At 55.0% G+C, this 22,424-nt stretch carries 16 protein-coding genes and 1 tRNA gene; 8 read left to right on the top strand and 9 right to left on the bottom strand.

Annotated elements, in window-relative coordinates:
* Together Q0510_RS00965 and Q0510_RS00970 are read right to left on the bottom strand one after the other, a co-directional pair.
* Positions 1–1,745: hypothetical protein (locus Q0510_RS00965; protein ID WP_298707396.1), on the bottom strand; the 1,745-nt coding region annotated here is incomplete at its 3' end.
* 46 nt (positions 1,746–1,791) lie between these two features.
* Positions 1,792–2,829 (bottom strand): COX15/CtaA family protein, encoded by a 1,038-nt coding sequence (locus Q0510_RS00970; protein WP_298707398.1) that lies wholly within the window; start codon positions 2,827–2,829, stop codon positions 1,792–1,794.
* Positions 2,830–2,937: 108 nt separating this feature from the next.
* On the opposite strand from Q0510_RS00970, the gene Q0510_RS00975 reads away from it, so the two are divergent.
* From Q0510_RS00975 to Q0510_RS00995, 5 genes are all read left to right on the top strand, one after another.
* The gene (locus tag Q0510_RS00975; RefSeq protein WP_298707400.1) at positions 2,938–3,549 is read left to right on the top strand and encodes a ribonuclease HII; all 612 of its coding nucleotides are present in this window, start codon (positions 2,938–2,940) and stop codon (positions 3,547–3,549) included.
* A 13-nt stretch (positions 3,550–3,562) separates the two neighbouring features.
* Entirely contained in the window at positions 3,563–5,053 is a 1,491-nt protein-coding gene (gene rpoN, locus Q0510_RS00980) for an RNA polymerase factor sigma-54 (protein WP_298707402.1), read from the top strand.
* The gene (locus Q0510_RS00985; protein ID WP_298707404.1) at positions 5,050–5,721 is read left to right on the top strand and encodes a hypothetical protein; all 672 of its coding nucleotides are present in this window, start codon (positions 5,050–5,052) and stop codon (positions 5,719–5,721) included. The genes rpoN and Q0510_RS00985 overlap by 4 nt, the downstream gene beginning before the upstream one ends.
* Positions 5,722–6,022: 301 nt before the next feature.
* Positions 6,023–7,033, top strand: a complete 1,011-nt coding sequence (recA, locus tag Q0510_RS00990) for a recombinase RecA (RefSeq protein WP_298707406.1) — start codon at positions 6,023–6,025, stop codon at positions 7,031–7,033.
* Positions 7,034–7,748: 715 nt separating this feature from the next.
* A complete protein-coding gene (locus Q0510_RS00995; protein ID WP_298707408.1) occupies positions 7,749–8,333 on the top strand; it encodes an NAD(P)H-dependent oxidoreductase in 585 nt (194 codons plus the stop codon).
* A 175-nt stretch (positions 8,334–8,508) separates the two neighbouring features.
* Here the strand turns inward: Q0510_RS00995 and Q0510_RS01000 are convergent, their stop codons facing one another.
* Positions 8,509–9,036: a Crp/Fnr family transcriptional regulator gene (locus Q0510_RS01000; RefSeq protein WP_298707410.1), complete on the bottom strand. Its 528-nt coding sequence runs from the start codon at positions 9,034–9,036 to the stop codon at positions 8,509–8,511.
* Between the two features lie 190 nt (positions 9,037–9,226).
* Between Q0510_RS01000 and Q0510_RS01005 the strand changes: the two genes are divergently transcribed.
* Positions 9,227–10,369, top strand: coding sequence for a J domain-containing protein (locus tag Q0510_RS01005; RefSeq protein WP_298707412.1), 1,143 nt, complete (start codon positions 9,227–9,229; stop codon positions 10,367–10,369).
* On the opposite strand, the gene Q0510_RS01010 is transcribed toward Q0510_RS01005, so the two are convergent.
* From Q0510_RS01010 to Q0510_RS01020, 3 genes are all read right to left on the bottom strand, one after another.
* Positions 10,369–10,442: transfer RNA gene (locus Q0510_RS01010), tRNA-Thr, on the bottom strand. The genes Q0510_RS01005 and Q0510_RS01010 overlap by 1 nt on opposite strands.
* 62 nt (positions 10,443–10,504) lie before the next feature.
* Entirely contained in the window at positions 10,505–11,569 is a 1,065-nt protein-coding gene (gene obgE, locus Q0510_RS01015; protein WP_298707413.1) for a GTPase ObgE, read from the bottom strand.
* 114 nt (positions 11,570–11,683) lie between these two features.
* Positions 11,684–12,271: an adenylate kinase gene (locus Q0510_RS01020; protein ID WP_298707414.1), complete on the bottom strand. Its 588-nt coding sequence runs from the start codon at positions 12,269–12,271 to the stop codon at positions 11,684–11,686.
* A 362-nt stretch (positions 12,272–12,633) separates the two neighbouring features.
* Between Q0510_RS01020 and Q0510_RS01025 the strand changes: the two genes are divergently transcribed.
* Positions 12,634–15,627: a glycoside hydrolase family 3 N-terminal domain-containing protein gene (locus tag Q0510_RS01025; protein WP_298707416.1), complete on the top strand. Its 2,994-nt coding sequence runs from the start codon at positions 12,634–12,636 to the stop codon at positions 15,625–15,627.
* A 131-nt stretch (positions 15,628–15,758) separates the two neighbouring features.
* On the opposite strand, the gene Q0510_RS01030 is transcribed toward Q0510_RS01025, so the two are convergent.
* From Q0510_RS01030 to Q0510_RS01040, 3 genes are all read right to left on the bottom strand, one after another.
* Positions 15,759–16,229, bottom strand: a complete 471-nt coding sequence (locus tag Q0510_RS01030; RefSeq protein WP_298707418.1) for a hypothetical protein — start codon at positions 16,227–16,229, stop codon at positions 15,759–15,761.
* A 384-nt stretch (positions 16,230–16,613) separates the two neighbouring features.
* A complete protein-coding gene (locus Q0510_RS01035; RefSeq protein WP_298707420.1) occupies positions 16,614–18,380 on the bottom strand; it encodes a RagB/SusD family nutrient uptake outer membrane protein in 1,767 nt (588 codons plus the stop codon).
* 12 nt (positions 18,381–18,392) lie between these two features.
* The gene (locus tag Q0510_RS01040; RefSeq protein WP_298707422.1) at positions 18,393–21,488 is read right to left on the bottom strand and encodes a TonB-dependent receptor; all 3,096 of its coding nucleotides are present in this window, start codon (positions 21,486–21,488) and stop codon (positions 18,393–18,395) included.
* 295 nt (positions 21,489–21,783) lie between these two features.
* Here Q0510_RS01040 and Q0510_RS01045 point away from each other — a divergent pair, with 295 nt between their 5' ends.
* Positions 21,784–22,419 carry a hypothetical protein gene (locus tag Q0510_RS01045; protein WP_298707424.1) on the top strand — a complete coding sequence of 212 codons (636 nt, stop codon included), beginning with the start codon at positions 21,784–21,786 and terminating at the stop codon, positions 22,417–22,419.
* Positions 22,420–22,424 lie beyond the last annotated feature (5 nt).

The following is a 22,424-nucleotide window of genomic DNA, read 5'->3' on the forward strand; positions in this document are numbered from 1 at the left end:
GTGGCGCTCATGCGGATGGCGCTCGTGACCCGCAGTTCCTGCGCGTCCTGGTTGGCAAAGAACTGGCCGAAGTCGACCCCGTCCACATCCCGCATGCTCCGTGTGGGATAGCGGTACTCCGGCGCACAGAGGTAACTCACCGGCTGCGGCGACATATACAACCGGCGCCCGTCCGCATTGATCGACGCGCACCAGATCAGCATGGGGATCCGCGCCTCGAATTCCGGCTGGCGGTATTCGCCGAGTTTTTTATTGAGGATATGATCGGTGTTCAGGTTCAGCTGCATCTCGAATGCATAGCCGCGGTCTTTGGCGTAACTGTTTTCCCCGATGTCGAAATGCCGGAACGGCGTGATGAAATCGTTCACGGCAAACGAACTGAAGACTGAATTCAGCAGGTCTCTCGAAATCTTCTCGCAATACGCGCTATCGTACAGGTTGCGCGCCGTCGGCATCCGGCCTTCCTGCTGGCGCAGGTACAGCTCCCGGAAATACGTAGCGCCCATCATCCCGCCCGATGCGCCGGTGATGAGCATGGTATGGTCGATCAGCTTGCCTTTGAGCAGGCTGTCGTACCGTTGGAGCACGTTCATCGTCCAGGCGGCGGAACGGCTCCCGCCGCCGCTGGTGTTGATAACGATCAGCGGTGGCTTGCTGCCGGAGGGGAAGCGCTTTTTCCAGTTGCCGAGGATCTGGAGGGTATGTTTCCGGTCGGCTTCGGCGCGCGCGGAAGTGAAGAACTCCTGCAGGTGCGGAACGCTGTAGGCCGGCCGGCTCTTCTTATCGTTATAATCGAGCCCGTAGGCTTTGTTGCGGTTATCGAGCCACTGGTTTTTGACCATCCAGTTGAGGCCGAGGATCATGGCGATGACGACGGGTATGGCCCAGCTTTCGAGCAGGTAGGCGTACGCGCCGGCCACGCCGATGAGGAAGGCGAAGAAGATGAGGACGCTCGCGCCGGCGGGAATGCGGAACGCGGGGTAATCCATCAGGTAAGCCATGATGACGAGGAACACCAGCGCCAGGCCTATCGTGATCATCGCCGCGAAATGGTGCTGGCGGAAGATGTTGTCGAGGTAATGTTTGTTGTAGTGCCCCACATTTCTCGCCCGGCGGATGCGCCAGGGGCTGGAGAAGTAGCTGAGGACCGGGAGCGCGTTCTCGTCATGTTCCTGGTTGGGAATGAGCACCGTGCGGAGGAAGTTGCGCGGGTTCCCGAATTTCCGCATCAGCCGGCGGCCGATATTTTTATCCGCGTTAAAGAAATAGAAGAAAGAAACGAACAGGATGGCGAGGTATCCGCAGATAAAACCTTCGGCAAGCAGCAGGATCTGCGGGATGGAATTGAGTTCCTGCCAGCGCTGGTACTGCCATCCTCGCCACAGGAGCATGAGCAGGAAAGCGACGGGAATGATGGAATTATTGAGGCAGTAGCGCGAAAAAGGCTGCGAGGTGGTGGCGAGGAATTTGAACCGGCCGCTGTGGAGAATGAACGTGGTGATGTTCCAGCTCATGGTGAAAATAGCGGCAGCCACGCCCATCACGGTGGTGCTGTAGAAATTTACTTTCCCCATGTATTCCGGCGCGAGATACAGCGCGTCTCCGCCGTAGGTTTTCGCAAAGCCGCCGTTGATGGTACTGAACAGGATGGCCCAGAATATCAGGAGCACCTGGTACTTGCGGAAATGCAGCAACAACAGCTGGATGGGAAAGGAATAGAAGAATCTTGACCAAAATCTTTTCACCTCAGTAAATTAAGGAGAAAATCGGCAATGAAAAATTAATAATATGTCAACGGCGCAGCGGCAACGTCAGGAAGTGCGCCCATACCATCACCATCAGCAGCCCCATGCCTACGAACTGGTGCGCCAGTGCGAAGGCCAGCGGGATTTTCACGTTGGCGTTGAGTACGGTGAGCACGCCGAGGAACACCTGCAGCAATACGGTGAACAACGCGGCGGCGCGGGCACCCTGCAGCTGCGGTACTTTATACGAACGGATGTACCACACGGCGATGAGTATAATTAATAAGTAAGCCAGTCCGCGGTGGATGAAATGAATGGTGATGGGATTGTGCGTAATATCCGCCCAGAACCCTCCCTGCGCAAACATCCCCGGCGGCACGGCGTACCCATTGATCGAGGGCCAGGTGCTGGCAGCGAGCGCGGCGTGGAGGCCGGCCATGAACGCGCCGTAAATCAATTGCACCACGAGGATGCCCAGGACCCATCCGGAAAGCCGGCGCAATCCCGGCGCTTCGGCGCGGTGCGTTGCGGGTACGCTGAGCTTCAGCGCAAACCAGAGCACGTACCACAGCAGTCCCAGCGCGGCGATGAAGTGCCCGGCCAAACGGATGTGGCTCACGTAGAGGTCTTCCTCGTTCAGCCCGCTTTGCACCATGATCCAGCCGATGCCGCCCTGCAGGCCGCCCAGGATGAAAAGGACCACCATGGGCCAGATCATGCTGCGGTCGATGGTTTTTTTGACGATAAAGTAAACGAAGGGAACGAAGAACACGATGCCGATCAGGCGCGCCCAGTTGCGGTGGAGCCACTCCCAGAAATAAATCCATTTGAAGTCGGTCAGTGTAAAGTGGCTATTGATATATTTACTCTGTCCGATTTCCTGATACTTGGCGAAAGCCTCCTGCCAGGCGGTTTCGCTCATGGGCGGAAGGGCGCCCAGGATGGGCTTCCATTCCGTGATGCTCAGGCCGCTGCCCGTGAGCCGGGTGATGCCGCCCAGCAATACCTGCACGATGATCATGGCCACCCCGGTGTACAACCAGATGACGATGGCCCGGTTCCCTTTTGTTTGCTGCATGTCCATAAACCTGCAATATTAGGCCGAAATTCGATCCGGGAAGGATGATTTTTATCAATTCGGGAATCATTCGGCCGGTTTTTGTAATTTTAGCGCCAATAAAAACCAGTAACCTTGCTGCTGCCTTATTTTCAGGACGAACTCACCGAAGCCGGATGCGATGAAGCCGGAAGGGGCTGCCTTGCCGGCCCCGTGTTCGCCGCGGCGGTTATCTTGCCGAGGGATTTCAGCCATCCTTTCCTCAACGATTCAAAACAAATGACCGAGGCGGACAGGTCCGTGCTGAGAACCATCATCGAAAACAAAGCTTTAGCCTTCGCCGTGGCCAGTGTCGATAACGAGGAAATTGATAAGATCAATATCCTGAAAGCCTCATTCAAAGCGATGCACATCGCTTTGGCACGATTATCGCTACAGCCCCAGTTGTTACTCATCGATGGTAACCGGTTCACCCCCTATGGCAATATCCCGCATACCTGCATTATCCAGGGCGACGGAAAATATGCATCCATAGCTGCAGCATCGGTGCTGGCAAAAACTTATCGGGACGAATACATGCAAAATCTGCATGAACAATTCCCGCACTACGGCTGGAAAGACAACAAAGGTTATCCGACCCGCCAGCACAGAGACGCTATCCGGTCCCACGGCGATACGATCTATCACAGACGATCCTTCCGCCTGCTGCCGGACCAGTTGAGTTTGGACGGGGAGGAAAAGTGGTAAAAAGGAACGAGCCATGTTAAAGCAGACGCAACAACAGAAATTATTACAGAAACTGTCGCCCCAGCAGATTCAGCTCATGAAACTGCTGCAGGTCCCGACTGCCAATCTGGAAGAGAGAATCAAGGAAGAACTGGAAGAAAATCCCGCACTCGAATACAGTGAAGACGGCTCCACTCCCGACGATGAAATGGAAAAACCCGCCGAAGATTTCGAATCTTCGTCCGAAGACGAATTCGAGCCCGACGGCAGCGAAAGCGAATACGACAACATCGATATCTCCGAATATGTGTCCGAAGGCGATGATGAGATCGCGGACTACAAGCTGAGGGATGATAACTATCCCGATCCCGACGAGCAGCGCACCATGCCCATCCGCGTCGAAACTACTTTTCATGACCACCTGCTCGACCAGCTGGGCCTCCAGACGTTGGACGAGCGCCAGCGCCGCATCGCCGAGCAAATTATCGGATCGATCGACGACGACGGGTACCTGCGCCGCGAGGCGTCCGCCATCGTGGACGACCTTTCTTTTTCCCAGAATGTGGAAACCGATGAGGAAGAAATCCGCCAGTTGATCAAACTGATCCAGACTTTCGATCCTCCCGGCGTGTGCTGCGCCGACCTGAAAGAATGCCTGTTGCTCCAGCTGCGCCGCAAACCGCAGGACGACGAAGGCGTGGTCAACGCCACCCGCATCCTCGACGATTACTTCGACGAGTTCACCAAGAAACACTACGAAAAAATACAGCGTTCGCTGAACCTTTCGGACGACGACCTCCGCGAGGCCATCGGGCAGATCATCAAGCTGAACCCCAAGCCGGGCGCCAATCACAGCGTGCTGAACAAGGCGGAAAGCTACGTGATCCCCGACTTTTTCATATTAAATAATAACGGCAAGCTGGAATTGTCGCTCAACAGCAAAAACGCGCCCGACCTCCGGATTTCGGAGGGCTACCGCGAAATGCTGAAGGAATATGACCGGGGCGACAAAAAAGACAAGCGCCAGAAGGAGGCGGTTTTATTTATCAAACAGAAGATCGATGCGGCCAAATGGTTCATCGACGCCATCAAGCAGCGGCAGCATACGTTGCTGAGCACGATGGAAGCGATCATGAATTACCAGCACGATTTCTTCCTGACGGGCGACGAGACCACGATGAAGCCCATGATCCTCAAGGATATAGCGGACATCACGCTGCTCGATATTTCGACCGTGAGCCGTGTGGCCAACAGTAAATATGTACAAACGGAATTCGGCACCTTCAAGCTGAAGTTCTTTTTCTCCGAATCGCTCAGCACAGACAGCGGTGAGGAAGTATCGACCCGCGAGGTGAAGAAGATCCTGGCCGACATGATCGGCGGGGAGAACAAGCGCAAGCCGCTGAGCGACGAGAATCTCACGAAGATGCTGCAGGACAAGGGTTACAACATCGCGCGGCGCACCGTGGCCAAGTACCGGGAGCAGCTGAACATCCCGGTGGCGCGTTTACGCAAGGAATTATGATGACATTCATGGAAGAGCAGAAAACGAATTTTTCGCCCGTAACGAGGGCCGTTGCGAACGTATTTTCATACGTTTTGCATCCTTTATTTATCCCGCTGCTCGTGACTTTTTTATCGGTAACGGCGTTGCCGGAGTTTTTCACGGCGTTCCGCAGCAATAGTTTCCGGTGGGATTACGACGTGCTGTTTATCCGGGTGACGGTGGCGAGCGTGTTGTTCCCGATGCTGGTGGTGGCGTTGTCGAAGGCGCTGGGTTTTGTGAGCAGCATTACGATGCGCGACCAGAAAGACAGGATTATCCCTTATGTAGCTTCCATTATATTTTACTTCTGGGCGTTTTACACGTTCAAGCGCGAGGGTGCGAGCCCTGATTTCTACAATGCTTTCTGGCTGGGGGTGTTCCTGGCGGTGGTGATTTCGTTTGTGGCGAACAGTTTCGTCAAGATCAGCATGCACACCGTGGGCTGGGGGGGTGTTGTGGGGTTCCTGCTTTGCCTGATGGGCGACATGGGCATGAACGTATCCCTGCCGCTGGCGGGTGCGGTGTTGCTGGCGGGTATCGCGGGCACGTCGCGCCTGGTGCTGGATGCGCATACGCCGCGGGAGGTCTGGTCGGGCTTCGTGGTGGGCGTGCTGGCGCAGGCCGGCGCTTACTGGATCGTAGGCTAGGGCAGGGTTTGGCCGGCGGGAGGGCCTGGATTTGGCCGCCGTTGCGTCGCACACTTTTGACTTTCTCTTCTTTTTTCGGCTTTTTGGAAAATTTCTTTTCACTGCGCAGATTCTGTGCGTAGCGGCGGCGCAATTTTGTAATGTCAACGCCGGGGTGCATACTATTAAAATTAGCATTAAAAACAAAATGCTAAATTTTTTAGGAAGTTATCCGGAAATAGTTTTACCTTGCAGTACCAAGCTTAGAATGCGAAAACAAACACAAACAAACCTTAATACTGACTCATTAATTCAAACTGATATGTCAAACGCCAATACAGAAAAGCTGAAGGCCCTCCGCCTTACCATGGACAAAATCGAAAAGGATTTCGGAAAGGGATCCGTGATGATGATGGGAGAAAAAGCCGAAGCGCCGATGGAGGTGATCTCCACGGGTTCGCTGGGGCTGGATATTGCCCTGGGTATTGGCGGGTTTCCGAAAGGAAGGATTATAGAGATCTACGGGCCGGAGTCTTCTGGTAAGACGACGGTGGCCATTCATACGATTGCAGAAGCCCAGAAAAAGGGCGGCATCTGCGCCATCATTGACGCGGAGCATGCCTTCGACAGTTCCTATGCCCGCAAGCTGGGCGTGGACGTGGATTCCCTGCTGATTTCACAGCCCGACCATGGTGAGCAGGCCCTCGAAATCGCCGACCGCCTGATTCTTTCCGGCGCGGTAGATGTAGTGGTGATCGACTCCGTGGCGGCGCTGGTGCCGAAAGGCGAGCTGGAAGGCGAGATGGGCGAGAGCAAGATGGGCCTCCAGGCCCGCCTCATGTCCCAGGCGCTCCGTAAGCTGACGGCCACCATTTCCAAAACCAACTGCTGCTGCATCTTCATCAACCAGCTGCGTGAAAAGATCGGTGTGATGTTCGGCAACCCCGAAACCACGACCGGCGGTAACGCCCTGAAATTCTACGCTTCCGTTCGGCTGGACATCCGCCGTATGAGCCAGATCAAAGACGGCGACGAGGCGGTAGGTAACCGGGTGAAAGTGAAAGTGGTAAAGAATAAAGTAGCGCCTCCCTTCCGGATGGCGGAGTTCGATATCATCTTCGGCCTCGGCATCTCCAAAGCCGGTGAGCTGATCGATATGGGTGTGGAATATGGCATCATCCAGAAGAGCGGCAGCTGGTTCAGCTACGAAGGCAACAAGCTCGGCCAGGGCCGCGACGCGGTGAAACAACTCCTGCTCGACAATCCCGAGGTAGCCACCGAAGTAGAAGCCAAGATCAAAGCGAAACTCGCCGAAGCCGCGGCCAGCGCGTAAGACACGTCGCGCAACGGCAGAAGGGAAGGATGAAATCTCGATCTGGCACCGGCAGCCGCCACTCAGGGCAGTCCGCCTTTCGAAAGAAAATAACGATGAGCAGCTTTGCCAGGCACACGCTGCATCCAAATAAAACATCAAAGATTTTACATACGTTTTTTAAACGTTTGTTTGGGTTAGTTAAGTAACAAGAGGTCCGTTTTCCAACGGACCTTTTTTTATGGATGAAACTGCCTGCCAGGAGTCGGTTCAACTGGCAGCAAAACGCCGCAGAGGTACGAAATCCGGATGCTATTAATCCTACGGATAGCAATGCATCGCTGCGGTAGCCGTTCTACGGCATCCCGGACCGAGGCGCTTGCGGTCAGCATCGTTCCCCACCGATGATCACGATGGGCTTCACAAAAGACGGCCAGCTGCTCCCAAACTGCCCCTCGCCCGCAACAAGCGCTTCAACATCTCCACACCGGAAATCAAAACGAAACGGGCGGACATCCCAATGCCTGCCGTCGCCCCCCCCGCCAATGCGTAGGAGAAAGGGGAGATCCGCCAATTCATCATTACTGATAATCCCGGCTCCGCCATCCATAAGCACCAGGACCCGCGGCAGCGCGAATAATCCATTGATCGTAGCGGCGAGCCGCGCCATCTTCAATCATTTCGCATATTGATATATATCAAAAAAACGATGCTTCCACATTCCCATCTTTGCAACATGGGAAACAAGAACATCCTCGTCATCCTCGGGCACCCGGATTCCGAAAGCTTCTGCGGCGCACTGGCCGATGCCTACATCAATGGCGCCTCCGCCGCAGGGCACACCGTCCGGGTCCTTCGCCTCGGCGAAATGGTGTTTAACCCCGATCTCCACCACGGCTACAGCGCCCGCACCCCCTGGGAGCCCGCCCTCGAAACAGCCTGGGCCGATATTCAGTGGAGTGAACATATGGTCTGGGTGTACCCGACCTGGTGGGGAACGATCCCCGCGCTGATGAAGGGGTTTATCGACCGGGTGTTCCTTCCCGGGAAAGCATTCAAATACCGCGAAAAATCTCCGCTTTGGGATAAATTCCTGAAAGGAAAATCAGCCCGCCTTATCACTACGATGGACAGCCCCCTGTGGTACAACTGGCTCGTATACCACAACGCCGGCCACCGTGCCATGAAACACGCAACCCTCAAATTCTGCGGCGTCCATCCCGTGAAAATAACCGCCTTCGGAAAGCTCCGCTGGCAAAATGATGCCACCCTCGCCAGGAAGCTCCAGGCCGTCGAATTATTAGGAAGAAACGGAAAGTAAATGTATCAAGAAAACCGCCAGCCAGCTCCTGACGTAAGTATATAACGTGCGTGTAGCCGTTGGCGAGATATTGTACGCAATAAGCTTTTGAGAGTCAAATATTTAACATTCACTAGGATACAATCGAGAAAATGGTGCAAGCATTCCTCCCGCAGGAATGTTTGCGCTTAACCCCTTACCCACGGATGCGGCTCAACGTTTCGGCGGACATACCCAGGTACGATGCCACGTATTGCAAAGGCACACGCTGCAGGATCTCCGGTTGCTTTTCCAGCACTTCCTGGTACCGCTCCCGCGCCGACAAAAAACGCAGCGACCGCAGCTCCTGGTCCTGCTGCAGGTAATACTGGCTGATCATCAGCCTCCCCAGCCGCTCGATCTCATGAAATTCACTGTACAGGCGCTCCAGGTCAACGTAGGAAATAGAGATGATTTCACTTTCTTCCAGCGTCTCGATGTTGTAATACGACGGGCTGCCGCTCAGGAGGCTGTCCATCGCGCAAACTACGCAGCGCTCCATCCCCAGCAACAACGTCACTTCACGGTTTGCTTGCTGGAAATAACTGCGCACTAATCCTTTCGACACGATAAACAAATGTGTGGCCGGCCGGCGGGCCTGCTGTATGAGATGTTTTTTGGGAAAAACGTCCAGCAGCAGGCAGTGGCTGAGCGCTTCCCTCGCTGCCACCGACAAGGGCGACACGGCTGCGGTTTCATCGGCATGAAGGTAACATATTTGCTAATCAGCAGCTGAATCGTACATTTATCGTATTATATGCGATCCTTATACCAGATATTGGAAATCGCTGAAACGGCGGGTCCCCTCAGCAATCGAAAGCGCTTTCAGCCGATTGTCCACGACCATCCCGCCACCCCTAAATGACAATCCCGGCATGCCGACGTTATACCAAATCCTGGGCGTCCCTGAAAATGCGACGCCTGCACATATGAAAACCGCCTTCCGGAAGCTCTCCATGCAATACCACCCGGATCGCAATCCCGGCAATCCTGCCGCGGAGGCGCGGTTCCGTGAAGTACTGGAAGCATACCGCGTCCTTTCCGATCCGGACGATCGCCTGCGGTACGACCGTCAGCTTGCCTGGAGCCGCATGCCGCCAAAGCCGCCGCCTCAGCCAGGAAACGATCAGCAAGCCCAGTCGCAGCAACGCCGCCATCATCATACTCAACACCGGCAAACTGCCGCGAGCCCGCCCCCGGCTGCGCCGCCGCGCCCTTTGCCCTGGAAGTTTATGGCCGCCTGCCTGGCCGGTTTGGTGCTGTTTTTTGCCGGCCTCTACCTGTTCGGCCCAAAGCCGGAATTGCCAATGCCTGGCAACGGTCAGCCGAGCTCAGATGTCCGTGAGCTTCCTTTAAATGTTTCGCCGGAAGACGAGATTTATTTTACAACCGGCGACAAACTTACCTACCAGGCGTGGCGGAATTCTTTCGCTCACCTGCAATACAATGAATCGTGGCAGTTGTTTGGCACTAAGCCAACACCCGCGCTGTTCGTAACATTATATCTCGCCCCCGACCGCCGGCATTACAGGGATTATGTTTTCCTGCCGGAGCCGGATGGAAGCCTTCGGCAGATATTCCGCTACCAGGGCGGCAATTACCGCAGGGGCACTTTGAACCGGCTGTATTTCGGGACAGACGTTGAGCCGGAAAGTTGCGGTGCATGCGAAATAGAAAACTTGCCCCATCCGCGGATTGCCGGTATCTATCTGCGCGAAACCCAGGACGGCTACCGGTTTGGTACTGCGTCGCAGCAGCATGATTCCAGGATACGCGAGAACCTTGCATGGCTGGCGGCGAATAGTCATATTAACCCGGAAACGCTCGCGCGGGAATATCTCCGCCAGATCCTGACCTGGCACTTCCTGCATCATGGGGATTTTTCGGCGGAAGCCGTGTTCAGGGAATATTACCTGTTTCCGGATGCGGACCTGCGCTGGGAAGAAATTGCGCGGTTCATCGCCATTTACGAAAATAAAATAGCCTCCGACGTTGTGATACGTGCGGAGGCTATCTGAGCCACCCATCGGAATCGAACCGACGACCTGTTATTTACGAAACAACCGCTCTAACCAGCTGAGCTAGGGTGGCAGGTATGCAAAAATAATGTCCGGAACGAAATAAACGGCATCCGCCCGAAAAAAAATCTTCGCCTACTCTTCGGAGTATTCTTCATCCGTTTCTTCCTCGTCTTCTTCTCCGGCTTCCATCGGGGCGCGGTTGTGCGCAGCCTCCGCAGAGAGCGCGTCCCAGAGGATGTCTTTCAGTTCCTGCAAACCTGTTTGCGTAACGGCGGAAATGAAAACATGGGGCACGTCTGCCGGGAGCTCGGCGGCGATGGCTTCCTGCAGCTCTTCGTCGAGCATGTCGCTTTTGGAGATAGCGATGAGGAACTGTTTATCGAGGAGCTCGGGATTGAATTGCTCGAGCTCGTTCAGGAGGATTTCGAATTCTTTTTTATGGTCGGGACTGTCTGCCGGGATCACGAACAGCAGCACGGCGTTCCGCTCGATGTGGCGGAGGAAGCGGTGGCCGAGGCCTTTCCCTTCGTGGGCGCCTTCGATAATGCCGGGGAGGTCGGCCATGCAGAACGAGCGGTCGTCGCGGTAGAGGACCATGCCCAGTTGGGGCGTGAGGGTGGTAAAGGCGTAATTCGCGATTTTGGGCGTGGCGGCGGTGATGCTGGAAAGGAGGGTAGACTTACCCGCGTTGGGAAAACCAACGAGCCCTACGTCTGCCAACACTTTGAGTTCCAGGACTTTCCATCCTTCGAGGCCGGGTTGGCCGGGTTGGGCGTATTCGGGGGCCTGGTTGGTGGCGCTTTTGAAATAAGCATTTCCGCGGCCGCCCTGCCCGCCGGGCATGAAGATGATCTCTTCCCCGTCGCGCATCACTTCGGCCTCTACCTCGCCGGTTTCCTCGTCGCGGACGATGGTGCCGAGTGGCACTTCGATCACGATGTCTTTCCCGTTGTGGCCGGTACAGTTGTCGCCGCTGCCGTTTCCGCCGTTTTCGGCCAGCACGTTTTTATACCAGCGCAGGTGCAGTAAGGTCCACAGCTGGGCGTTGCCGCGCAGGATGAGGTGCCCGCCGCGCCCGCCGTCGCCGCCGTCGGGGCCTGCGAGCGCCTTGAATTTGGTGCGCATAAAGTGCTTGCTGCCCGCGCCGCCGTGGCCGGATTTACAGAATACCCTGATATAATCTACAAAATTCTCCATGTGTCAACATTTGCCGGGCCATGGCAGGCCGGGCAGTAAAAAGCAAAACGCAAAGATCGTAAAGTTTGGCTTTACCTGATCTTTGCGTTTAAATATGATGCAAAACGGGCGGTGCTACACGCGAACGCCCACCAGATCGTCGATTTCTTTGCTCAGCGAATCGAAAATGGTTTCGATCGTGCCTTCGCCTTTGATTTTCTTCAGCTTGCCGTATTTGGCGTAGTGATCGGCAACGGGAGCGGTTTTGTTATGATACTCCACGATGCGTTTTTTCACCACATCCTCGCTGGCATCGTCCGACCGGCCGGAGGTCTGACCGCGCTCCAGGAGGCGGCGAACCAGCTCATCTTCAGGTACTTCGAGGCTCAGCACGGCGGAAATGGCCGTTTTCTTGAGAGACAGCAGCTTGTCCAGCGCTTCCGCCTGGGCGGTAGTGCGCGGAAAACCGTCGAAAATGAAGCCGCGGGCTTCAGGATTGGCGTCCAGTTTGGAGGAAATCATACCGATTACCACCTCGTCAGGAACCAATAAGCCCTGATCCATCACTTTCTGCGCCTCGATACCCAACGGCGTTTTCGCCGCGATCTCAGAGCGCAACAGGTCGCCGGTGGACAGGTGAAGCAATCCGTACTTTTCGATAATGTTGGCACTCTGCGTTCCTTTCCCGCTGCCGGGAGGGCCAAATAAAATTAAATTGACCATGTGTTGCTGATAAAAATTCGCCGCAAGCAATAGACTTGCGCTTGTTTACAGGTTCGTTTCAAGACGTTTCTTCTTACAGCCAGCGCCCCAAAAAGGTTCATCTACCAACGAACCGTAAGGTGCAAATATAATAAGAAATTGAATGAGTTGGTAATTAAAATTGTAATTACTGAATTCTCACAAATGTATCAGTCAAATTAGTAAACGTAATTCAAAAAAAGAAGGAAAATCCTAGACGGCGTTTAAATCGCAAAAATCGCCGCTTGACCATCCGTCCTAAAGATATATTTGTTTAATGCAATGCGTTCGCCGTCAGTCAATTCCCCCTGGTTCGTCCACTCTTTTTTTGTTATGTTTATGACATGATGAGATTAATAACGGTAGCAGGGCTGAGCGGACTGCTCATGGCGGCTTCCGCCCGGCCGGAAAATATCCATGCTAAACCATACCCCCATACGGACATCACCCGGCAGGCCCGCCCCGGTCCCGGCCCGGCGGAGCGATGGGCCGACAGCGTTTTCAACTCCCTGAGTCATGAGGAAAGGATCGCCCAGCTGATCATGATCCGCGTGCATTCCAACCTTGGCGCCGATCACGTGGCCGCCGTGCTCAATGATATCAGGAACGTGAAAGTGGGAGGGATCGTTACCTTTCAGGGAGGCCCCGGCCGCCAGGCTAATCTCGTCAACCGGCTGCAGGCCACCAGCAAAACACCGCTCCTCGTGGCGGTAGACGGCGAATGGGGCCTGGGCATGCGGTTCGTCGACAGCGTGATCGCATTCCCCCGCAACCTCATGCTGGGCGCGGTGCAGGACAGCGCGCTCATCTACGAAGTCGGCAAAGCCATCGGCGAACAGTGCCGCCGCATGGGTATCCAGTACAACTTCGCGCCGGTGCTCGACGTCAACAATAACCCGGAAAACCCCGTTATCAACGACCGGTCTTTCGGCGAAGACAAATACCAGGTGGCGCGACTCGGCGTGGCCATGATCAAAGGCATGCAGGACGCGGGCATCCTCGCCTGCGCCAAGCACTTCCCCGGTCACGGCGACACGGATGTGGATTCCCACCACGATCTGCCCGTGATCCGGAAATCGCTCGCCAGCCTCGATTCCCTGGAATTGTATCCCTTCCGCCGCGCCATCGAAGCCGGTGTGGCTTCGGTGATGATCGCGCATCTCAATGTTCCCGCCATCGATAACAAAGCCAATACGCCCACGTCTATTTCCTACAAAACCGTTACCGACATGCTGAAGAAAGACATGGGTTTTGACGGTATCGTGGTGACGGACGCGCTGGAGATGCAGGGGATCCGCAAATATTACAGCAACGGCCAGGAGTCGCTGCAGAGCCTGCTCGCAGGGAACGACCTCATGGAGCTCCCATCCACCGCGAAAGGCAGCGTACAGGCCATCGCCACCGCCATCAGGAAAGGGCAGATTTCCCGCGAGGAAGTATACATGCGGGTGAAGAAAATCCTCCGCGCCAAGTACGAAACCGGCCTGGCCAACGTACAAACGATCGATCCGCTTAATATTGCAAAAGATCTGAACGCCGACGTGCTGCCGCTCCGCCGCAGGATTTCGGAAGAAGCGATCACCGTTCTTCGGAACGATAACCACCTGTTGCCCATGTCTCCCGTTGCGGGCCGGCAGAAAATCGCTGTAGTGGCGGTTGGGGTAGATGGCGGCAACAATACTTTTCTGAACGCCGTGCGCGCACATCGGCCTGATGCCGCCGGATATGTGTTCAGCCCTCGCCAAACCGAAGCGCAGATCGCCGGGATGGTGAAAGTGCTGAAACGGGATTACGACGCGGTAATCGTGGCGCTGCAGAATTACAGCCGCCGCCCCGCCCACAATTACGGCATCACCCGTGCGGAAAGGGCCGTCATAAAACAAATCCAGGAAGAAATGCCCGCCGTGACCGTGACCTTCGGCAATCCTTACGCCATCCGTTACTTCTGCGAAGCGCCGACCATCATCGCCGCATATGAAGACGACAGCATCACGCACCGCGCCGCTGCCGACGTGATTTTCGGCAAGCTGCAACCCAAAGGGAAATTGCCGGTTACCGTTTGCGAGAACTTCCCATTCGGCACCGGCCTTACCAGCCTGGTTCCTGAAACACCGGCCGTTACCGGGGTGCAGACCGTTGAGCCGGAAAGCGTTGGCATGAACAGCGCCATCCTGCAAAGGCTCGACTCGCTGGCTTACGACATGATCGCCCAGGGCGCCGCCCCCGGCTGCCAGATCGTCGCGCTGAAAAACGGCAAAATGGTCTATCATAAAAACTTCGGTTTCTACGATTACAGCCAGCGCGAAAAAGTGACCGACAGCTCGGTGTACGACCTCGCTTCCGTGACGAAAATCTGCGCTACCACTTTGTCTGTCATGAAGTTGTACGACGAAGGCAAGCTCCAGCTCGACGCTACGCTTGGCACCTACCTGCCCTGGGTTCGCGGCACCGACAAAGCGCGCCTTACCATCCGCGACATCCTCCTGCACCAGGCGGGCCTGGTCGCATATATTCCTTTTTACAGGGAAACCCTCATGCCCAACGGCTGGCCGGACACGCTGCTGTTCGCCGCCCACCAGGATTCGATGCACACCGTTCGCGTAGCGGAAAACCTCTACATGCAGGAACGCTACATCGATACCATGTTCCGCCGCATCCTCGACAGCAAAGTGGTACCCCCGGGCCGGCAATACATTTACAGCGACAACGACTTCATTTTCCTCGGCAAGATCGTGGAAGCACTAACCGGCCAAACGCTGGATCATTACGTACGCGAAACATTTTACGAACCCCTCGGCCTGGGAACCACCGGCTTCGAACCGAGAAGCCGCCTGGCGCTCACGCGGCTGGTGCCCACAGAGTTCGAATCCAATTTCAGGGTGCAGTGGATCCGCGGCGATGTGCATGATCCCGGCGCCGCCATGTTCGGCGGGGTTGCCGGCCATGCAGGGCTCTTCTCCAGCGCCGGCGACCTCGGCGTGCTCGTGCAGATGCTCATGAACGGCGGCGCTTACAACGGTGTGCAATACATCCGCCCCGCAACCATCCAGATGTTTACCGGGTACCATTCCGGTATCAGCCGCCGCGGGCTGGGGTGGGACAAACCGGAAAAAGACAATGCGAAAAGGAAAGACCCCTATCCCTGCAAGTCCTGCTCCCCGCAAACGTACGGCCACACCGGGTTCACGGGCACCTGCGTGTGGATCGACCCGCAGTACAACCTGGCGTTCGTGTTCCTGAGCAACAGGGTTTGCCCGAACGGGGGGTCGAACTATAAACTGTCGTCGCTGAAAGTGCGGGAGAACATGATGGAAACCTTGTACCAGGCGATGTTGTAGGATAAACGAATTGAAATAAACAGGGCCCGCCGGATGTGCGGGCCTTTTTGTTTTTGGTGTTAACAAAACAGGCAGCCGGTGAACGGGTCACGGGCTGCCTGTGAGGGATTGCATGGCTGGAAGGCCGGGGGTTATTCGACAGACACGGCGCGGTTCACCATGTACTGCGTTTTGATAACAACGGATTTTTCCAGTTTATTTTTTCCATTTCTGATTTCAAAGGTATAATCGCCGTCTTCCAGCTTTTCGAGGTTGTAACGGCCAACAAACCTGGGTGAAGTCAGATCAAGCGCTTCTTTGTGAAGCGTGTTGTTGTTCGTGTCTTTGATGTAGAGGGTGAGCTTGTCCTGCATGGGGTTATCGATATGCACGAGGAACCTGAGCCCGCGGGCGCCATCCTGTGAGATATCGATTTTGCACCCTCTTTGCGCCATGTAATTGGCGGCTTCAGGAGCTTTTTCAGCGCGGGTTTCGCGTTTGGCCGGTTCTTCGGCCGCATAGGCGAAAGCGCGATCCTGCGCGAATGTTTGCATCGAAATGCCGATTACCAGCAAGGCTGCCGTTAAAAATCGTTTTGGAGCTGCAACAAATGTCTTTTTCATTTCTTCTATGTTTTAATAGTTAACTTCTCTGGATCAGTAAGTGCGTTTGTAATCACGACACAAAGTTCCAGCTGTGTCATTAAGCCAACATTAAGTGGACATTAAGTAAATGTGAGCAGATCGTTGATTTATTGTTATCGATAGTTTTTAGCTCGAACGGAAATCACTGTGCCTGGGGTGTATTCAATCTGTCTGTAAGCTGCTGACGCGCTAAAGTTGTTAATGGATCGTTAATCAGGAAGACGAAAGTACAACTAAACCCTATACAAAATTCAAAACGCCTGAAATATTTTTTGCATGGGATAGCGTATAGAATACACAAACGCCGCCAACCTGGGAAGGCGGCGTTTGTGTGCTATTGTCGGTTGATTTATTAATGAATTGTTATTTGGGATACTTCGGGTTCTGCAGCACATCCTTATTTCTCCTGATTTCCGTCGCCATGATCGGCGCCAGGTAATGCTTTTCGGAGAAGACGCGGTCCTGCCCGCTGTTCACCACTTTGTACGTCCAGGTGAGCGAATTGTCGGGATTAAGCTTACCCATGATGTCGATCGCATTGGCCGGGCCGGAGAAAGCGGTTTCCCCGATCTTCCAGCGGCGCACATCGTGATATCGGTGTTCTTCGAAAGCCAGCTCATAACGGCGTTCATAACGATATGCCTGCCGGAGCGCATCTCCCGTAACGGAATTATCCAAAGCCGGCATGCCGGCGCGGGTGCGGATCTGGTTGATGAGCGGGCGCGCCTTGTCATATTCCCCGAGCTCGATATGCGCTTCCGCCGCATTCAGCAGGATCTCGGCATAACGGAACCAGGGCCAGGCCTGGTCGCCCAGGAAGAATTGCGCATCCAGGTTGATGTCCATGAACTTGCGCAGGTAATACCCCGTGTAGGTGCCGTTCCAGTTTTCGATCGCACTGCTGCGGGTGTCCAACCCGTTTACTACGCTGACAACGCCCTGGTCATTTTTCTTTTCCCATCGCGCAGTCTGGATTTCGCCGACCGGATCGAGGGCGATGGCATCGCTGGGGCGCTTCTTCCACTTCGCGCCATGATAAAGGATAGTAGCATAAAAACGCGGATCGCGGTTGACATAGGGCTTAGCCGCATGTGCGGTATTGGCCCAGCTGAAAGGCGTGCCGTCGTTCATCTGGTAACCGGACACGAAGTTTTCCAGCGGCACGTTTCCGCCCCAGTTGTGATAGCCGTTGGGACCGTTGAATTTATCATGCGAAGTGCCCTGGAACTGTCGGTTGAAGTACCGGGAATAAATGATCTCCGAATTATCCTTGTCCAGGAATACCCGCGTGTAATTGTCCACCGGATTGGATGTGGGCTTATACAGCGTAAACACGTTCGAGTCAATGATGGCCTGCGCGGCTGCGAGCGCCTTTTTGTAACGGTCTTCAGCGCTCACGCCCTCGTACCAGGTAAATGGCTGCTTCTCGATCGGGTCGGTAAACAGCGGGCTGGCGGCAAACAACAGGATCCGTGATTTCAACGCATGTGCGGCATATTTGGTAGCGCGCCCGGGTTGCTCGTGGCGGACCGGCAGGATGCTGATCGCCTTGTCGCAGTCTTCCACGATGAAATCGACGCATTCCTTAAACGATGCGCGCGGGATCAGCATGGCCGCACGGTCTTCCAGGGAGAAAGGCTGCTTTACCAACGGCACCCCGCCCCAGAATTTCACCAGCATATGATAGAAGTAGGCCCGCATGAAGTGCACTTCCCCCGTCAGGCGGTCCTTCTGCGCCTGGTCGGTAAACGGAACCTTGTCTACCATTTCGAAGAAAATATTACAGTTCCGGATCGCGCGGTAATGCTTCTCCCATTCGCCGAACTGCGTGCCGATGGCGCCCAGCGCGTCGGGCGACAGCGCTTCGGTTACCACCGTCTGCGTTTCATAATTGTGAATAAACCGGCTTTCATCCGAAATGGAACTGATCATCACCTCATTAAAGCCATGCCGCATCTGCAGGTACAGGTTGTTGACGTAAGCCACCACCAGCGCGGGGTCTTTCCATACGTCTTCGTCCCGGTAATCGTTCAGCGGCTTCTTATTCAGCAGGTCTTTGTTGCACGCGCCTGACACCAGTAGCATCGCCGCGAGGAACATATATGTAAAGTGTTGGAATAATCTTTTCATGACGCTTGGTTTTTATAAAGTGAGGTTAAGGCCGACGTTGAAGATGCGCGTTTGCGGATAGAACTGGCCGCTGCCGGACGGTGATTCCGGGTCAAAAATCTTCACTTTGTCGAACGTGACGAGGTTCTGGCCGCTCACGTAAATACGCAGATCTTCGATCCCTACGCGTTTGCGGAGGCTTTCGGGGATGGTGTACCCCAGTTCCACCGTCTTCAGCCGCAGGTAATCGGTGTTCCAGAACCAGAAAGTGTTGGCGCGGCTTACCCAGTACTCACGGTCACGGTCGTACGGCCTTGGCATCGTTGCATCGATATTATCCGGCGTCCAGCGGTCGTTGGCGATCTTCATGGGGAAGTTGCCGATCAGCCCGGATTCCGTACGGATGTACTGGCTCGATCCCGTGGCGCCCTGCCAAAGCATGGTAACATCAAAATTGCGGTAGTTGGCCGCGAGGGTAAGGCCGTAGTTCCAGGTGGGGTATTCCGACCGGTCTACCCGGATGCGGTCCAGGTCGGTGATTTCGTTGTCGGGCTTCAGGCCGCCGGTTCCTGCGATGTCTTCGAAAATAATATCGCCTGCCCTGGCGCCGCCCACACGGGGATAGCTTTGCACATGCGCGTCGTCTCGGAAAATACCGATGGCTTTGTAATACAGCGGCGCGCCGATTTGTTTGCCGGTCACCTTCTGCCATTCGGGCGTATTCGGTGCTTCGTCCCAGTTCACGATCTTGTTTTTCGCATGCGAGATATTCGCGATGATCTCGTACGTGAATTTGCGCACGGTGCGCTTGTGCGAAAGGTGGATATCCACGCCTTTATTTTTCACTTCCCCGATGTTTTCGTCCGGCAGCGTCATGCCGGTGTACAGGGGGATGGAAGCCTGGCGGGGCGCGAGGATGTCTTTACGATGTGTGAAGAAGAACTCCGCTTCTACGCCGATCAAACCGTTGAAGAGCTTCGTTTCCAGCGCGATGTCGGTGTTGTTCGAACGCTCCCAGGTGATGAACGGGTTGGGGATGGTGGAAGGGTTGATGGCGCTGTTGGGCGTACCGCCGAAAACAGGGCCGTTCGGGATGATGTTGTAAGTCTGTACATACTGGAAAGCCCTGATCAGGTCGTTCCCCATCTGCCCGTACGACGCCCGGATCTTAAAATAATCCATCGTGGTGCCGAAGGTGGATTTCCAGAAAGGCTCGCTGCTCATCACCCAGCCGGCAGAAACGCCGGGGAAGAAGCCGAACCTGCGCCCTTCAGGGAAGTTCTGCGATCCATCGTACCGCCAGTTGAAATCGAACAGGTATTTCTCGGAGAAGTTGTAGGACAAACGGCCAAAATAATTGAGGCGCGCGTATTCAAAACCGCTGCCACTGTTGTCTTTTTCGTCATTCGAACCGGCGTTGATCTGGTCTACCGAGGTGGACAGGTAATACTTCCGCCGCAGCCAGGCCGCATCGCCTTTCTGCTCACTGCGTTCGATCGCGAAGATCGCGCCTACATTGTGTTTCCCGAATGTCCGGAGGTAGTTGATCTTACCGTTGAGCGTTATATTCTGTCCCTGGTTGAACCACTCGTCCAGCTCGGGTGCCGCCACGCCGCGGTTGGAACCTGAAACCTGGGGCTGGCCGTTGCCGTCGAACCCGTTGAAGGAATACAGGGTCCAGGGTTTGATGAAGCGTTTGTTGAAATTGAAGTTCTGGTCGAGCGCGAAGTTGGCGTCGAGGAAGAGGCCTTCCACCTGCGGGATGTACAGGATCGCGCCGAGGTTGGAGTTGATGACGTAGGTTTTGTCGCGCTGGTAACCGATCTGGTTGGTACTGGTTACCACGGGATTGTCGCCGTATTCGATATCCGGCCCGGGAAGCCCGTTCGGCCAGATGGCGGCTTCGGTGGGGCGGCCGCGGAGCAGCGCGCGGAAGATGGAACCGGCGCTCCTGGGCGGGAAATTCCTGTCTTCCAGCCGGCCCGCCACATCGAGGCGAACGGTGAAATACTTGTTGACGTTGGCGTCCAGGTTGATGCGGACGTTATGCTGCCGGTATTTGGTGGCGCTTTCCTTGAAAATACCATCCTGGAAAAGCGTCCCCAGCGAAAGGAAGTAAATGAATTTGTCGGACCCGCCGCGCAGCGAGAGGTCGTGACGGTTCTGGCTGCTGAGGGGCTTCACCACCGCGTCCACCCAATCGGTGTTGGGGTGCGTCCAGGGATCGGAGCCGGAAGCGAACTTCTGAATGTCTTCGTCTGTAAATGGCGCCGCCGCACCGGAATTGACGTTGATTTCGTTCACGATTTTGGCATACGTGGGCGCGTCCGCCATCTCGGGGATACGCGTGGGCTGCGTGAAAGCCTGGTTGAAGCTGTAGCTCAGCGATGGCTTGCCCGATTTACCGCGTTTGGTAGTGATGAGGATAACGCCGTTGGCCGCGCGGGAGCCGAAAATCGCGGCCGATGCGTCTTTCAACACCGAAATATTCTCGATGTCGTTAGGATTCAGCCGCTGGAACCCGTCGCGCGGGATGCCATCGATCACCACAAGCGGATCGGAGTTGTTGAAAGTGGACCGGCCGCGGATGAGGATCCGGGAACCGTCGTAACCGGGCTCGCCGCTGTTGTTGAGGGCCATCAGCCCGGAAACGCGGCCCACCAATGCGTTGGAAACGTTCACTGTTGGCGCTTGCTTGATTTCGTCCCCTTTTACAGTGCTCACCGATCCGGTTTTGGTAACCTTCTTGGTGGTGCCATATCCCGTTACCACGTACTCGTCGAGCTGGCTCTCGGTCTCTTTGAGCGTGATGGTGACGGTGCTGGCGCCCTGTACGGGGAACTCCTGGCTTTCGTACCCGATGAATTGCAGTACCAGCACGGCATTGGGCTCCACGCCGGGCAGCGTGAAATTCCCTTTTTCATCCGTAACCGTGCCTTTGGTCGTTCCCTTCACCACAACCGTCACGCCGGGCAACGACACGTTCTTCGCGTCCCTGACTTTGCCTCTGACCGTGAGCTGCTGGGTAGATTGGGATGTGGATTGAGCGTGGGAGACGGGCATGTCTCCTGAAAAGACGGCGAGCACAGCCATGAGCATGGCTCCGCCATAACGTGGAATTCTTCGCATAACTGTAACGTGTTAGGTTTGGGTCAAAAAAATAGTAACTGGTCTGGTGACGATTCAGACACTCGATTCAGATTTTTGATTCAAATTTTCGATTCAGATTTTTGATTCAGCAATAAAGGTTTTCAAATACACGGATTTTCAAACAACACGGTTTTTCAAGATTCAGATATATAACTCGATTCAGACAGATCGTTAAGTTATCAAGTTTTTCTTTAAATATTTTCTAAATAAGTGTAATTCATACATAATAAACTTTAGAAAATATCCGGTAACTTAGTACTGTTACTGCATATTCATGAAAGTGAGACTATTACTGGCCGTGGCAGCATTGGCCTTCGTGTCCTGCAAAAAGGAAAAAAGCCAGGAAGACCCGTTTAAGGGTCAAACCTGCGATTATGCGCCCTATTCCGACGGCGCCACGTTTTCCTATAATATGGTCGATGGAACCAGCGATACGCTCCGGTTTTCCCTCAAAGCCACCGGCGATTCCACGCTGAACGGCGAAGTCTGGCGCGTATTGGAGGATATGGACGATGGAACAAAAGGCCTTTTCCGTTGCGGCAACGGGATGTATGAACAGTTTGCGGACTTCTCCGGCATCCCCGGCGCGCCTGCCGATCCGGTCCGCAGCGTTTACCTGCGCGAAAACGTCAACCTCGGCGGCTCCTGGACGGAAATGATGCTGATCGATATACCGATGGCCGGTTCTGTCAATGCCACCATTACACATACCATTATGCAGAAAGGGACGGCGAAGGAAGTGGCCGGGCAACGGTTCGAAAGCGTGATCGGCGTCCGGACGGAAGTTTCCGTGCCGCCGCTGGTGCCCGCGCAAACAGTGCTCACCAGCTTTTACGCTAAAGGCGTGGGGCTGATCGAGGCAGATACCGAGACTGATACGACCTACATCGTTTCCTACAATATTCCCTGATAATC

This window comes from uncultured Chitinophaga sp. (genome assembly GCF_937874145.1).
In the GTDB taxonomy this organism is placed as follows: Bacteria; Bacteroidota; Bacteroidia; order Chitinophagales; family Chitinophagaceae; genus Chitinophaga.

Bases quoted from the DNA above. Each gene is read 5' to 3' on its own strand.
- Q0510_RS00995 (WP_298707408.1), top strand. From the start codon at position 7,749: ATGGGAAACAAGAACATCCTCGTCATCCTCGGGCACCCGGATTCCGAA.
- rpoN (WP_298707402.1), top strand. From the start codon at position 3,563: ATGTTAAAGCAGACGCAACAACAGAAATTATTACAGAAACTGTCGCCC.
- obgE (WP_298707413.1), bottom strand. From the start codon at position 11,569: ATGGAGAATTTTGTAGATTATATCAGGGTATTCTGTAAATCCGGCCAC.
- Q0510_RS01025 (WP_298707416.1), top strand. From the start codon at position 12,634: ATGATGAGATTAATAACGGTAGCAGGGCTGAGCGGACTGCTCATGGCG.
- Q0510_RS00970 (WP_298707398.1), bottom strand. From the start codon at position 2,829: ATGGACATGCAGCAAACAAAAGGGAACCGGGCCATCGTCATCTGGTTG.
- Q0510_RS01020 (WP_298707414.1), bottom strand. From the start codon at position 12,271: ATGGTCAATTTAATTTTATTTGGCCCTCCCGGCAGCGGGAAAGGAACG.
- Q0510_RS01045 (WP_298707424.1), top strand. From the start codon at position 21,784: ATGAAAGTGAGACTATTACTGGCCGTGGCAGCATTGGCCTTCGTGTCC.
- Q0510_RS01035 (WP_298707420.1), bottom strand. From the start codon at position 18,380: ATGAAAAGATTATTCCAACACTTTACATATATGTTCCTCGCGGCGATG.
- Q0510_RS01040 (WP_298707422.1), bottom strand. From the start codon at position 21,488: ATGCGAAGAATTCCACGTTATGGCGGAGCCATGCTCATGGCTGTGCTC.
- Q0510_RS00985 (WP_298707404.1), top strand. From the start codon at position 5,050: ATGATGACATTCATGGAAGAGCAGAAAACGAATTTTTCGCCCGTAACG.
- recA (WP_298707406.1), top strand. From the start codon at position 6,023: ATGTCAAACGCCAATACAGAAAAGCTGAAGGCCCTCCGCCTTACCATG.
- Q0510_RS01005 (WP_298707412.1), top strand. From the start codon at position 9,227: ATGCCGACGTTATACCAAATCCTGGGCGTCCCTGAAAATGCGACGCCT.
- Q0510_RS01030 (WP_298707418.1), bottom strand. From the start codon at position 16,229: ATGAAAAAGACATTTGTTGCAGCTCCAAAACGATTTTTAACGGCAGCC.